15 protein-coding genes are annotated in these 12,319 nt (G+C 64.8%); 3 read left to right on the forward strand and 12 right to left on the reverse strand.

Annotated elements, in window-relative coordinates:
- Positions 1-6 precede the first annotated feature (6 nt).
- A complete protein-coding gene (gene mutM / locus AC1Q5B_RS05285) occupies positions 7-825 on the reverse strand; it encodes a bifunctional DNA-formamidopyrimidine glycosylase/DNA-(apurinic or apyrimidinic site) lyase (RefSeq protein ID WP_492630672.1) in 819 nt (272 codons plus the stop codon).
- Positions 818-1,651, reverse strand: a complete 834-nt coding sequence (locus AC1Q5B_RS05290; protein ID WP_492630673.1) for an ABC transporter ATP-binding protein — start codon at positions 1,649-1,651, stop codon at positions 818-820. The genes mutM and AC1Q5B_RS05290 overlap by 8 nt, the downstream gene beginning before the upstream one ends.
- Before the next feature lie 119 nt (positions 1,652-1,770).
- On the opposite strand from AC1Q5B_RS05290, the gene AC1Q5B_RS05295 reads away from it, so the two are divergent.
- On the forward strand, positions 1,771-2,106 hold the full coding sequence (locus tag AC1Q5B_RS05295) for an EF-hand domain-containing protein (protein WP_492630674.1): 336 nt from the start codon (positions 1,771-1,773) through the stop codon (positions 2,104-2,106).
- Positions 2,107-2,112: 6 nt separating this feature from the next.
- On the opposite strand, the gene AC1Q5B_RS05300 is transcribed toward AC1Q5B_RS05295, so the two are convergent.
- The 3 genes from AC1Q5B_RS05300 to AC1Q5B_RS05310 form a co-directional block, all read right to left on the reverse strand.
- Positions 2,113-2,493, reverse strand: coding sequence for a tautomerase family protein (locus AC1Q5B_RS05300; protein ID WP_492630675.1), 381 nt, complete (start codon positions 2,491-2,493; stop codon positions 2,113-2,115).
- A 125-nt stretch (positions 2,494-2,618) separates the two neighbouring features.
- Positions 2,619-4,283 (reverse strand): MFS transporter, encoded by a 1,665-nt coding sequence (locus AC1Q5B_RS05305; RefSeq protein WP_492630676.1) that lies wholly within the window; start codon positions 4,281-4,283, stop codon positions 2,619-2,621.
- 11 nt (positions 4,284-4,294) lie between these two features.
- A complete protein-coding gene (locus AC1Q5B_RS05310; RefSeq protein ID WP_492630677.1) occupies positions 4,295-5,677 on the reverse strand; it encodes a DcaP family trimeric outer membrane transporter in 1,383 nt (460 codons plus the stop codon).
- A 321-nt stretch (positions 5,678-5,998) separates the two neighbouring features.
- Between AC1Q5B_RS05310 and acs the strand changes: the two genes are divergently transcribed.
- Together acs and AC1Q5B_RS05320 are read left to right on the forward strand one after the other, a co-directional pair.
- Entirely contained in the window at positions 5,999-7,942 is a 1,944-nt protein-coding gene (gene acs, locus AC1Q5B_RS05315; RefSeq protein WP_492630678.1) for an acetate--CoA ligase, read from the forward strand.
- Between the two features lie 117 nt (positions 7,943-8,059).
- Positions 8,060-8,728 carry a response regulator transcription factor gene (locus AC1Q5B_RS05320; protein ID WP_192203304.1) on the forward strand — a complete coding sequence of 223 codons (669 nt, stop codon included), beginning with the start codon at positions 8,060-8,062 and terminating at the stop codon, positions 8,726-8,728.
- Between the two features lie 42 nt (positions 8,729-8,770).
- Here the strand turns inward: AC1Q5B_RS05320 and AC1Q5B_RS05325 are convergent, their stop codons facing one another.
- From AC1Q5B_RS05325 to AC1Q5B_RS05355, 7 genes are all read right to left on the reverse strand, one after another.
- On the reverse strand, positions 8,771-9,163 hold the full coding sequence (locus tag AC1Q5B_RS05325) for a Na+:solute symporter (protein WP_492630679.1): 393 nt from the start codon (positions 9,161-9,163) through the stop codon (positions 8,771-8,773).
- Between the two features lie 73 nt (positions 9,164-9,236).
- Positions 9,237-9,479 (reverse strand): hypothetical protein, encoded by a 243-nt coding sequence (locus AC1Q5B_RS05330; RefSeq protein ID WP_492630680.1) that lies wholly within the window; start codon positions 9,477-9,479, stop codon positions 9,237-9,239.
- 508 nt (positions 9,480-9,987) lie between these two features.
- Positions 9,988-10,404, reverse strand: a complete 417-nt coding sequence (locus AC1Q5B_RS05335) for a hypothetical protein (RefSeq protein ID WP_492630681.1) — start codon at positions 10,402-10,404, stop codon at positions 9,988-9,990.
- A gap of 60 nt (positions 10,405-10,464) precedes the next feature.
- Complete coding sequence (locus AC1Q5B_RS05340) at positions 10,465-10,845, reverse strand: DMP19 family protein (protein WP_492630682.1); 381 nt, start codon at positions 10,843-10,845, stop codon at positions 10,465-10,467.
- Positions 10,846-10,934: 89 nt separating this feature from the next.
- Positions 10,935-11,249 carry a hypothetical protein gene (locus AC1Q5B_RS05345; protein ID WP_492630683.1) on the reverse strand — a complete coding sequence of 105 codons (315 nt, stop codon included), beginning with the start codon at positions 11,247-11,249 and terminating at the stop codon, positions 10,935-10,937.
- A gap of 59 nt (positions 11,250-11,308) precedes the next feature.
- Positions 11,309-11,746, reverse strand: coding sequence for a YbbD-related protein (locus AC1Q5B_RS05350; protein ID WP_492630684.1), 438 nt, complete (start codon positions 11,744-11,746; stop codon positions 11,309-11,311).
- A 57-nt stretch (positions 11,747-11,803) separates the two neighbouring features.
- Entirely contained in the window at positions 11,804-12,202 is a 399-nt protein-coding gene (locus AC1Q5B_RS05355; protein ID WP_492630685.1) for a hypothetical protein, read from the reverse strand.
- Positions 12,203-12,319: the final 117 nt, after the last annotated feature.

Consider the following 12,319-nt stretch of genomic DNA (forward strand, 5'->3'; position numbering starts at 1 on the left):
AGGGGATCAGCGCTGGCAGTGCCCGCACCAGACGGTGGCGCGCTGACCGATGCTGGCGTGCTTCATCGGTCGGCCGCAGCGCGGACAGGGCTCGCCTCCGCGGCCATAGGCCGACAGCTCCTGCTCAAAGTAGCCGGGCGCCCCGTCCGGGCTCAGGAAGTCCCGCAGCGTCGTGCCGCCGCGGGTGATGGCGTAGGCCAAGATGTCCTTCACCGCCCCGGCCAGCGCCACGTAGCGCTCGCGAGAGACCTTGCCGGCGGCGCGCAGCGGCGAGATGCCCGCCCGGAACAGGCTCTCGGCCGCGTAGATGTTGCCCACGCCGACCACCACCGCCTGGTCCATCAGGAAGGTCTTCACCGGCGCCTTGCGGCCGCGGCTCAGGTCGAACAGGTAGTCGCCGTCGAAAGCGTCCGACAGCGGCTCCGGTCCCAGCCCCTGCAGCAGCGGGTGGATCTCGCCCACCGGCTGCCACAGCAGGCAGCCGAACCGGCGCGGATCGTTGAAGCGCAGCACGCGGGCGTCCTTGTCCTGCAGCGCGATGTCGACGTGGTCGTGCGTCGTCACCGGCGTATCCGCGGGCAGCACGCGCAGGCTGCCGGACATGCCCAGGTGCAGCAGCGCGCTGCCGGCGGCGGTATCCACCAGCAGGTACTTGGCGCGCCGGCGCACGGCGTCGATGCGCTGGCCCGGCAGGTCCCGCACGATCTCCGGCGGGATCGGCCAGCGCAGGTCGGGGCGGCGCAGCGTCACCGCCTGGATGCGCTTGCCCTCGATATGCGGCGCCAGGCCGCGGCGGGTGGTCTCGACCTCGGGCAGCTCAGGCATGGCCGGGCACCGCGCTGTAGAAGCCGTCCTCGCAGCGCACGCGCACCGGTCCGCCGAAGGCGTGGCCCAGGTGCGCGTCGGTCAGCATGGCCGCACGGTCGCCGTCGGCGTAAACCGCGCCATCGCGCAGCAGCAGCACGCGGTCGATCTCGGGAATGATCTCCTCGATGTGGTGCGTCACCAGCACCAGGGTGATCCCGCGCTGCGCGAGCAGGCGCATCAGGCCGAGGAAGTGCTGCCGCGCCACCAGGTCCAGCCCGGCGGTGGGTTCGTCCAGCAGCAGTGCTTCCGGCTCGTGCACCAGCGCACGCGCGATCAGTACGCGCCGCATCTCGCCGGTCGACAGTTCCGCCACGTGGCGGTCGGCCAGCGCCGACGCCCGCACCTGTTCCAGGGCGTGGCGCGCCCGCGTGTGCATGCCGGCGTCGATCTGCCGGTGCGGCGGTACCACGAAGCTGGAGAAGAAGCCGGTGACCACCGCGTCTTCCACCCGCAGGTGAGGCATCTGCTGCAGGTCGCGGGTCAGGTCGCTGGTCACCACGCCCAGGCGGTTGCGCAGTTCGTTGACGTTCCAGCGGCGCAGGCCGAACACCTTCACCGGCGCATCGCCCTCGCGCGCGAGCGGATACAGCTCGCGGTTGATCAGCTTGATGAAGGTCGACTTGCCGCCCCCGTTCGGCCCGAGGATCGCCGTGTGCTGGCCCAGCGGGATGCTCAGCGACAGGTTGTGCAGGACGCGGGTGGCGCCGCGCACGACGGTGGCGCGGTCCAGTTCGAACAGCGGCGCGGCGGACGTGGCCGCAGCGGGGGAGGCGGGCAGGGTCATCGGTGCGGGGAGGAGTGGTGCGCGTTCAGCGTACCCGAATCCGCCGGCCTGCCGGGAACCGTGGTCCGATGGGAGCGACCGCATCACGTGCCCGGCGACGCCCGGCCTACAATGCGGTCATGCCCCGCTTCCTGCTCCCGCTCCTCGCGCTTGCCTGCCTGCCGATGACGTCGTCGGCCCAGGTCACCGCCACCGGCGAGTATCTGGCGCGCATGGACACCGACCGCGACGGGCGTGTCAGCCTGGCCGAATACCAGGTCTGGATGAGCTACGCGTTCGATGGCATGGACCGCAACCGCGACGGCGTGCTGTCCGTCGATGAACTGCCGGGCGGTCGCGGCAAGCCGATCAGCCGCGACGCCCACCTCGCCCAGCTCGCCGCGCGTTTCAGGCGCCAGGACGCGGATGGCGACGGCTTCCTCAGCGAAAAGGAACTGGCCGCGCCACCGCGGTAGATCGCCTCAGGTGTGGATCAGGCGTCCGCCGGCGAACGCCCAGTTCTCCCATGTCGTTTCCTTGAAGCAGACCATGACGTTCTCCGGGTTGCGGCCCGCGGCGGTGAGACGCTGCATCAGGTCGGCCAGCAGCGCCTTCTTGACCTTCACGCTGCGGCCGACCGACCACAGGATCTCGATCAGCGCGAAGTCCTCATCGCGTGTCCCCGCGACGTCCGGATAGGACGGGTCGAAACGGAAATCCTCGGCCGACAGTTCCAGCACGCGCTGGAAGCGGTCGGTGGCCGGCACGCCGGACGCGACGAGTGCGGCGTGCACGGCGTCGAGGATGGACGCTTTGAAGGCGTCGTCCTTCGGTGCGCGGACGGTGACGGTGACCAGCGGCATGGGGCGCTCCCGGAGCAAAGGGTGGCCAGCTTAGCGGGCCGCCGTCATGCAAAGGAAAACGCCGGCCACGAGGACCGGCGTCGAGGTTGCCGGCCCTGCGAGGGGTCGGCGGGGGAGGACCCGTATTACTTGGTGATGTCGACGTCCTTGGTTTCGCGCAGGAACAGCGTGCCGATGACCAGCGTCATCACCGCGATGCCGATCGGATACCACAGGCCGTAGTACAGGTTGCCTGTGGCCGCGACCAGCGCGAAGGAGATCGCCGGCAGGAAGCCGCCGAACCAGCCGTTACCGATGTGGTACGGCAGCGACATCGAGGTGTAGCGGATCTGCGTCGGGAACAGCTCGACCAGGTACGCGGCGATCGGGCCGTACACCATGGTCACGTAGATCACCAGGATCCACAGCAGGAAGATCGTCATCGGCACGTTGATGCGATCCGTCGGTGCCTTCTCCGTGTAGCCGGCCGCACCCAGCGCCGTCTTCAGTTCGCCGCCGAACGCTGCCGTCTTCGCCTTCAGCTCATCGCCTGCCAGACCCGCGGCTTCGAACGATGCCACCGACGTCTGGCCGACATTGACCTGCGCCAGCGAACCGACCGGTGCCGACTGCACGCTGTACGGCACGCCGGCACGGGCGAGGGCGGCGGTGGCCTGGTCGCACGAGCTGGTGAACTTGCGCGTGCCCGGGATCGGGTCGAACTGGAACGAGCAGGTGGCCTTGTCGGCGACCACGACGGCCGGCGAGGTGCGGCTGGCTTCTTCCACGCCCGGGTTGGCGTAGTGGGTGATGCCCTTGAAGATCGGGAAGTAGGTCAGCGCGGCCAACAGACAGCCGGCCATGATGATCTTCTTGCGGCCGATGCGGTCCGACAGCCAGCCGAAGAACAGGAAGAACGGCGTGGCCAGGAACAGCGCGGCGGCGATCAGCAGGTAGGCGACGGTGGAGTCGACCTTCAGGATGCTCTGCAGATAGAACAGCGCGTAGAACTGGCCGGCGTACCACACCACGGCCTGGCCGGCGGTGGCGCCGAACAGCACCAGCAGCATCAGCTTCAGGTTCCCGCCCTTCATCGAATCGCGGAACGGCGTCTTCGAACCCTTACCCTCGGCCTTCATCTGCTGGAACAGCGGGGACTCGCTCAATTGCATGCGGATCCACACCGAAATGCCCAGCAGCACGATCGAGCCCAGGAACGGAATGCGCCAGCCCCAGGCTTCGAACGCCTCGGTGCCCAGCGACAGGCGGCACGCCAGGATCACCAGCAGCGACAGGAACAGGCCCAGCGTCGCGGTGGTCTGGATGAAGGCCGTGTACAGGCCGCGCTTGCCGTCCGGTGCGTGCTCGGCCACATAGGTGGCCGCGCCGCCGTACTCGCCACCCATCGCCAGGCCCTGCAACAGACGCAGCACGATCAGGATGACGGGAGCGGCCATGCCGATCGTTTCGTAGTTGGGCAGCACGCCGACCAGGAAGGTCGAGATGCCCATGATCAGGATGGTGACCAGAAACGTGTACTTGCGGCCGATGCGGTCGCCGAGGCTGCCGAAGAAGGCCGCGCCGAACGGACGCACGAAGAAGCCCGCCGCGAACGCCAGCAGCGCGAAGATCATGCCCGTGGTCGGGTTGACGCCGCTGAAGAACTGCTTGGCGATGATCGCCGCCAGCGACCCGTACAGATAGAAGTCGTACCATTCGAAGACGGTGCCGAGGCTGGAGGCGAAGATGACCTTCTTGTGGCCCTTCGTCAGCTCGCCCTTCGGCGCATGCTGCGCAGACGTGGAACTCATGTGCATTCCCCTCAGAATGTGTATTTGACGGTGGTGTGCAGACGCTTCAGGTCGCCCTCGCGGTCGTCCTCAAGCGAACGCTGCCCGTAGATGAGCTCCGCGCCGATGTCCAGTTTCGGAAACGGCGAGTAGATCAGGTTGGCATGCATGGACTGCGTGCGCTCGGTGACGCCGAAGCCGGTCAGCGCGGCGTCGTTGTCGAAATGCGAGGCCGCATACATCAGGTTGGTACGGACTTTCGGACTGAACACGTGCCGCCAGGCGACGAAACCGCCGTAACCGTCCAGCGCGCTGATATCCCCGTTCGCCTCGGTCACCACGTCGCTGCCCACGCCGAAGGCGAGGTAGCGGCCGATGCCCTGGCCGGCGTTCACCGCATAGCGGATGTCGTCGTTCTTGCCCAGGTTGAACTTGCCCGAGACGCTGACCGACGCACCGGTGTCGGTGTCGTCCAGCACCTTGAACTGGCGCACCATGCCGGCGACGGTGAAATGGCCCCAGTCGCCCTTGGTCAGCCAGCGCGCGGTGAGGTCGGGCATGACGTTGTCGCCGCTGTTGAAGCGGGTGCCGGTGAGGTACGGGGTGACGGTGGTCTGCGGGTTCTCGGCCGAGAACGACCACGGGCCCTTGGTGTAGCGCACCTGCGCCTGCCGGACGAACACCGTGCCGTCGGTGGGGCCGACGAAGTCCACCGCGTCCGGCAGCGCGGCCACGTCCATGAAGTTGGACCAGGTCTGGCCGGCCAGCCAGTTGTTCCAGGTCACGTAGGCGTGGCGCAGGCTGACGGCGTAGGTATTGGTCGCGGTCTCGTTGCCGGCCAGCGCATTGCTGCCGCCGCCGAAGAAGTCCATCTCCACGAAGCCCTTGAACTTGTCGCCGTTGTCGGTGACATGGTCGGCGCTCAGCCAGAAGCGCGAGAACTGCGCATGGAAGTCGGTGTACGGATCGCCGCCGTCGGCGGTCGGGCCGCCCACCGGGATGGTGCTGGGCACGTAGAACAGGCGGCCGGAGTTGCCGTCGGCGATGCGGCCGTCGCTGGTGTCGGTGACCATCGCGTCCATCTTGATGAAGCCGCCGTACGAGAACGTGGTGCCCGGATTGGCGGCGGTCAGGATGGTGGTGCTCTGGATCGGCTGCTTGCCCGCGGGCAACGCGGCCGGTGCGGCGGCCTGCTTGGCCTGCACCTGCGTCACCTGCTCCTGCGTGGTGGTGATCTGCGTCTGTTGCTGCTGCTGTGCGGACAGCAGCAGTTGCACCTGCCGCTCCAGGTCGGCCACGCGGGCCTCCAGCGCCTTTTCCTTGGCGGTCTGTGCGAACGCCATCCCCGGCGCGATCAAGGCGACGAACAGCGCGGCAGCCAGTGGCCGTCGCGCGAGTGCGGAACGTTGGGTCATAACCCCTCCCGAAAGGTTGATGGCCGCGTTGCGCGGCTGAGGGGAGACTTGCGCCTGCGTGCCGGCACCGCCTATTCGCCATTAGTCGTAACGGCGGTGCAGCAAAAGCAAACCCCTGCAAAAACAGGGGTGCGGCGTTCTGTCGCAGGGCGCGGCGCGCGTACTTTAAGACCATCGTCTAAGCCGGATGCTGCAATGCCGCACGCCGGCATGCGTCAAACTCGATACCCCGGATGCGCCAACGTCGTCCCTCGGGACGCGCGCCTTCCGGCCAGCTTGCTTCAGAATCGACGCATCCCTTGAACGTCCCGGGAGGACCTCATGACTGACCTGTATCCGGTCAAGCCGGAATTCGCCGCCAAGACACGCATCACGCGCGAGCAGTACGCGCGCGACTACCAGGCGTCGATCGACGATCCGGAGGCGTTCTGGGGCAAGGCGGCCGAGCGGCTGGACTGGTTCAAGAAGCCCACGCAGATCAAGGACGTCAACTACGCGCTTGATGACTTCCGCATCCGCTGGTTCGCCGACGGCGAACTCAATGCCAGCGTCAACTGCCTGGACCGCCAGCTGGCCGAGCGCGGCGACAAGGTCGCCCTGCTGTTCGAACCCGACGGCCCCGACACGCCGTCCTACGGCGTCACCTACCGCGAACTGTACGAACGCACCTGCAAGCTGGCCAACGCGCTGCGCGCACTGGGCGTGCAGAAGGGCGACCGCGTCACCATCTATCTGCCGATGATCCCCGACGCCGCCGTCGCCATGCTGGCGTGTGTGCGCATCGGCGCCATCCACTCGGTGGTGTTCGGCGGCTTCGCGCCCAATTCCATCGCCGACCGCGTGGCCGACTGCAGCAGCAAGCTGATCATCACCGCCGACGAAGGCCTGCGCGGCGGCAAGAAGGTGCCGCTGAAGGCGAACGTCGACGCTGCCCTCAAACTTCCCGGCACGAACTCGGTGGAAACCGTCCTGGTCGTGCGCCACACCGGCGGCGCGGTCGACATGCAGATGCCGCGCGACCGCTGGTTCGACGCCGTGGTCGACGCGCAGCCGGCCGAGTGCGAGCCCGAGCGTATGAACGCCGAGGACCCGCTCTTCATCCTTTACACCTCCGGCTCCACCGGCAAGCCGAAAGGCGTGCTGCACACCACCGGCGGCTACCTGCTGTATGCCAGCTACACGCATGAGGCCGTGTTCGACCTGCGCGAGGACGACATCTACTGGTGCACGGCCGACGTGGGCTGGGTCACCGGCCACAGCTACATCGTCTACGGCCCGCTGGCCAACGGTGCCACGGCGGTGATGTTCGAAGGCGTGCCCAACTATCCCAACGTCTCGCGCTTCTGGGACGTGATCGACAAGCACAAGGTCACCATCTTCTACACTGCGCCCACCGCCATCCGCGCGTTGATGCGCGAAGGCGAAGAGCCGGTGAAGAAGACCTCGCGCGCCTCGCTGCGCCTGCTCGGCAGCGTCGGCGAGCCGATCAATCCCGAAGCCTGGCGCTGGTACTACGACGTGGTCGGCGACGGCCGTTGCCCGATCGTCGATACGTGGTGGCAGACCGAGACCGGCGGCATCCTCATCACCCCGTTGGCCGGTGCCATCGACCTCAAGCCCGGTTCGGCCACGCTGCCGTTCTTCGGCGTGAAGCCGGCACTGGTCGACGCCAATGGCGAACAGCTCGACGGCGCCACCGAAGGCAACCTGGTGCTGCTGGATTCCTGGCCGGGCCAGATGCGCACCGTGTACGGCGACCACCAGCGCTTCATCGACACCTACTTCCGCACCTATCCCGGCACCTACTTCACCGGTGATGGCTGCCGTCGCGACGAGGACGGCTACTACTGGATCACCGGCCGCGTCGACGACGTCATCAACGTCTCCGGCCACCGTATCGGCACCGCCGAAGTGGAAAGCGCGCTGGTCGCGCATCCGAAGGTGGCCGAGGCGGCCGTGGTCGGTTTCCCGCACGACATCAAGGGCCAGGGCATCTACGCCTACGTCACCCTCAAGGCCGGTGAAGCGCAGAGCGACGAGCTGCTGAAGGAACTGGTGGCGTGGGTGCGCAAGGAGATCGGCCCGATCGCCACGCCCGACCACCTGCAGTGGGCGCCGGGCCTGCCGAAGACGCGCTCGGGCAAGATCATGCGCCGCATCCTGCGCAAGATCGCCGAGAACGCCCCCGAGCAGCTGGGCGACACCTCCACGCTGGCCGACCCGTCGGTGGTGGAATCGCTGGTCGCCGAACGCAAGGTCAAGTAAGTACGACCGGTCCTTCGCGGGGAGGCGAAGGACCAGCACGGTGCGGGCACGAGACGTCCGCACCTGTGCAGCACGACCCCCACGGATTACCCTTCCCCCACGATGGACCGCAACGCCATGCCCACCCTGCTGATCGCCGACGACCACCCGCTGTTCCGCGAGGCGCTGCGCGGCGCCGTGCAGCGCGTGATGCCGGGGGTGAAGCTGCACGAGGCCGACAGCGTCGACGCGCTGTACGTGCTGGTCGACGCGCATCCCGATGCCGACCTGCTGCTGATGGACCTCAACATGCCGGGTGCGCACGGCTTCAATGCGCTGGTGCACCTGCGCGCGCTGCATCCGCAGTTGCCGGTGGTCATCGTGTCGGCGCGCGAGGAGCCGGCGGTGATGCGCCGCGCGCTGGACCACGGTGCGCTCGGTTTCATTCCCAAGTCCGCCGACTCGGACACCATCGGCCAGGCCATCGGCGCGGTGCTGGACGGCGAACGCTGGGTGCCGGACGAAGCGCACAACGCGCCCGCCACCAGCCGTGACGAGCAGGAGACCGCGCAGCGCCTGCGCGACCTCACCCCGCAGCAGTTCAAGGTGTTGCAGATGCTCGGCGCCGGCCGCCTCAACAAGCAGATCGCCTACGATCTCGGCGTCTCGGAAGCCACCATCAAGGCCCACGTCACCGCCATCCTGCGCAAGCTGCATGTCACCAACCGCACCCAGGCGGTGCTGGCCGCTGGCCGCCTGGCGGTGGACCCGGATGGGATCGTGTTGCCGCCGGAAGAGGCGGAATAGGCGCGTACGCTTTCGTGAGGATGGGCGGTGCGTGGCGGCGGGCTACCGTCGAGGTGCCACCGACACGCCGAACAGCCGCATCACCGGCCCGGTGAGCAGCGCACCCGCGATGGCGCAGGGCGTCCCCCATAGCAGGACCGCCACGTAGATCATCGACGCGCCACCGCCCTGGTAAGGCCGCACGCAGTCGGTGTAATAGGCGAACACCAGCCACGGCGCGAACAGCAGGCAGGCCCCGACCGCCCGCAACGGGTTGGCGGTCGACAACGAGATCAGCGCCGGCAGCAGCGGCACCAGCAGGAACGTGCCCAGCACCTGCAGGAACGTCGGCAAGGTGTGGTCATAGCAACCGGCGCTGTTGAACGCCTGCAAGGCAATGACGAGGATGATGGCAGCGATGCCACCGATCAGGGCGTGCTTGCGGGATACCAGCATGCAATTGCGCTCCCTACTGGAAAGACGGTCGACAAGCAGGATGCATCGCGTTTGTCGCGGTCACATGCAGTGGTTACTTGCCCCAGCGCCAGCGCGGCGGCTCGCCCTTCAGCCAGCAGACCGCGACAAGCGCCAGCAGCACGGCCCACGTGCCGATCAGGAAGGGCACGACATTACGTTGGGGAGGAAAGAAGAGGAAGATCGAAACCAGCAGCCCCAGCGCCACGCCATAGACCAGCCAGCCCTGCCATCGCAATGGCATGCCCCAGCCCCATCCGTAGCGCTTGGCCTGGAACCAGTAGTTGTCCTTCTGCATGAAAGCCTCCGATAGAGTATCCGACGATCGTACGCGCAAGATGCGTGGCTTGGTATGGCGTGATGCGGCCCTCTGGGATATGACCGCTCACCCAAGCTTGTGCCCCTGTCAGGACCTTATGTTGATCGGGTATGGCCGTCTCGCGCCGTCGATCGACCGGACATGGAAGGACTACGCCCTATGTCTTTCCGCGACGCGGCTGGGGCTTGAATGAGCTGTTGGGCCATAGTTGTGGCATGCAACATCGGATCAACTTCAGTCATATCCGGACAGCTTGTGACGCAGAAACGCAAGGCCGCCAAACGAATGTTGAGCCGACCCCAATGAAGATCAACGTTTGCAAAAGAGTCGGGGTGGCACTGTCGTAGAGCATGACATCGCCGGGAGCGCGTGTGTCAGTAACGATGAAGAACGCGACCGCAATAGCGATTGTCGTATAGACCCCTACAATCAAGATGCCGATGGTGCAGAGAATCCTAGCAACGAATCTGATAGTTCTCATGGGGGCCTACTGATCTGTTAGGGGCGCGCCACGATAAGCCAGCAGTACGAAACAGATGCCTGTGGATACGGAGATCAGAATGGGAATCCACATGAGTCCCTGATAGCTCCCGCCAACAACAAGTAGGAAGATGCCTGGAAGCGTGGCAATGGCTAGAGCGACAGCTGGTCCGGCAACGCGCATCCGCAGGCAGCACCACATAAGCGGCAGGGCATACACCATGAGCGCGGCGGCAGCAAATACATACGCAATGAATGACGTGAATAGCGAATCTGCGATAAGGGTCGCCGCTTGCCGCCAGGATGTTGAATGAAACGTGGCGAGCAAGATCGAGTAAAGGAAGCTGCCTGCGAAGACGCCAATTAGCGTAGAAACGAGTAGGTTGCGGTACGGATGATTGGGTTGTTGTTTGAAAAGACTCACTTAGCCCCCCTAACACCTGAGTTAGGTCGCGCCGCGAAGCGGCTCGGCTTGAATGAATTGTTAGGCCCCGCCAGCGGTGGGGCCGAATGTGTCTGGATTGGCCGCCACGTACTTGTACAGCAAGTCAGTCAGATCGTCTGGGTAGGCATAGAACTCAGAGTCAAGATCGTCCAGGTGGCCAGGGGCTGCGGAGGCGGCACGACGGACTATGTCCGCACAGCTGATCGCGCCAATTCTCTGCAGCGCTTCTGGTGCGAACGCGACCAAGGCAGGATCTTCGTACTCAAAGAAGCTCTCAAAGCCGCCGCTATTGACTTGGCTCTCAAGTGCCCAGATGGCCGAGAACACCCGCTGCTGAGGTGTTTGGGCCGCGAAATCAACACGACCGTGAGCTGTGCGGTCGCTTTCAGAGAGTTGGATAAGAAAGTTGTTCCTGTCCATGTGGCGCAGTTCCTTGCGGGCCTAACGCCTGAATTAAGCCGAGCCGCGACGCGACTTCGGCTTGAACGAATTGTTAGGCCGCGTCCCGATCACTGGGTAGCGTCGTTTGGGTAATACAACAGCGCGCTGCCACTGCTCAGAGCCTCCTCATAGAAGCCCGAAAAGCCACGGTACGTATCCGTGTTGAGCACTTCTGTCTGGAGCTTTCCACAACCAGAGAACTGGATCTCCGAGAAGCCATACCGCTCGCACTCGACCAGAGCATCTGGATAAGCATCTAAGTCAGTCTCTTGTAGCAGGAACAGCATGCACTTGTGGGTGACGCCAACATGCGGATGCGACCACTCGTACTCGGACGATCCCGAGTACTGACCGGAAAAACCATAAACAACGACAACGCTCATCAGCGGCCTAACACCTGAATTAAGCCGCGCCGCGAAGCGGCGTCGGCTTGAATGAATTGTTAGCGGGCATACGCGCGCCAGTGCAAGCCGCGGCCGCCCATTTTATGGATTGCTACAAAAGTGAAATCTGGTGAGGCATCCGCTTGGCATTGAAAGAAGTCGAAGGAAGATCCTAGCTCTTCTGTCGATGGCCACCATGACCGAGAGAACTTGGAGGGGCTTGTGTCACTGAACCCAACGGGGCGGCAATGAGACGGAAGCTCCCATACTTGTCCATCCGGGATCTTGAACGACAGTGCGCTCGAACTTGAGTCCAAGTTATGAACCTCCATGAGGTTCGACGCTTCCGGTGGCAGCCATGGGGGTATCCAGCCTTTCGAGACTGCCTGAGCGGCTACAGCATCTGACGTTGAGTCGTACGACGCATCTAATGTGTCGTTAGTGCAGCCGACCAGAAAGACGGCGATGAGTAAGGAGCAGAAGGTATGTTTAGTCATGCCCGCTAACGCCTGAGTTAAGCCGCGCCGCGAAGCGGCGTCGGCTTGAATGAATTGTTAGGCGGCAGCACCTGCGCCCCAGATGAGTGGCCCAACAAGTGCAAACGCCAGGGCTACTGCCAAAAGAACATACACGAGAGCGAAGGCTCGGTCAGCGGCCAATCCGGAAGTAAAGACAAGAGAGGCGTCTTTTGGCTCCCGATTCTTCAGTCTGACGAATAGCGCATGGCACGCGCGAAACAGAAGGAGATGCAAGAGCGGAATTGAGGCTGCGACAGCAAAGACTTGATTAGTCCACCCGAGAAGAGCAATGACCCAAGCAGCCAACGCTACAGCCAGTGCCGAGACACTCAACTGCAACCAGCGCTTCGAGTCCTTGAGTGCAGAGATTTTTCCCAGATAGAGAAGGCCAGGTACGAGCATGGTCGAAATCGCAATGAGTGCATTGATGTTCAATCGGGGCCTAACACCTATTAGACCCCATACATGGGGTGATAACGCCGAGTATTCAGTCAGGCCGGGGTGGGCGTCAACGGCTTAACGGCTTTCCGATCCGTGCCTTGCGAGGCCATG

The organism is Pseudoxanthomonas sp. GW835-FHT14C01 (assembly GCF_058793715.1).

Bases quoted from the DNA above. Each gene is read 5' to 3' on its own strand.
- mutM (WP_492630672.1), bottom strand. From the start codon at position 825: ATGCCTGAGCTGCCCGAGGTCGAGACCACCCGCCGCGGCCTGGCGCCG.
- AC1Q5B_RS05290 (WP_492630673.1), bottom strand. From the start codon at position 1,651: ATGACCCTGCCCGCCTCCCCCGCTGCGGCCACGTCCGCCGCGCCGCTG.
- AC1Q5B_RS05295 (WP_492630674.1), top strand. From the start codon at position 1,771: ATGCCCCGCTTCCTGCTCCCGCTCCTCGCGCTTGCCTGCCTGCCGATG.
- AC1Q5B_RS05300 (WP_492630675.1), bottom strand. From the start codon at position 2,493: ATGCCGCTGGTCACCGTCACCGTCCGCGCACCGAAGGACGACGCCTTC.
- AC1Q5B_RS05305 (WP_492630676.1), bottom strand. From the start codon at position 4,283: ATGAGTTCCACGTCTGCGCAGCATGCGCCGAAGGGCGAGCTGACGAAG.
- AC1Q5B_RS05310 (WP_492630677.1), bottom strand. From the start codon at position 5,677: ATGACCCAACGTTCCGCACTCGCGCGACGGCCACTGGCTGCCGCGCTG.
- acs (WP_492630678.1), top strand. From the start codon at position 5,999: ATGACTGACCTGTATCCGGTCAAGCCGGAATTCGCCGCCAAGACACGC.
- AC1Q5B_RS05320 (WP_192203304.1), top strand. From the start codon at position 8,060: ATGCCCACCCTGCTGATCGCCGACGACCACCCGCTGTTCCGCGAGGCG.
- AC1Q5B_RS05325 (WP_492630679.1), bottom strand. From the start codon at position 9,163: ATGCTGGTATCCCGCAAGCACGCCCTGATCGGTGGCATCGCTGCCATC.
- AC1Q5B_RS05330 (WP_492630680.1), bottom strand. From the start codon at position 9,479: ATGCAGAAGGACAACTACTGGTTCCAGGCCAAGCGCTACGGATGGGGC.
- AC1Q5B_RS05340 (WP_492630682.1), bottom strand. From the start codon at position 10,845: ATGGACAGGAACAACTTTCTTATCCAACTCTCTGAAAGCGACCGCACA.
- AC1Q5B_RS05345 (WP_492630683.1), bottom strand. From the start codon at position 11,249: ATGAGCGTTGTCGTTGTTTATGGTTTTTCCGGTCAGTACTCGGGATCG.
- AC1Q5B_RS05350 (WP_492630684.1), bottom strand. From the start codon at position 11,746: ATGACTAAACATACCTTCTGCTCCTTACTCATCGCCGTCTTTCTGGTC.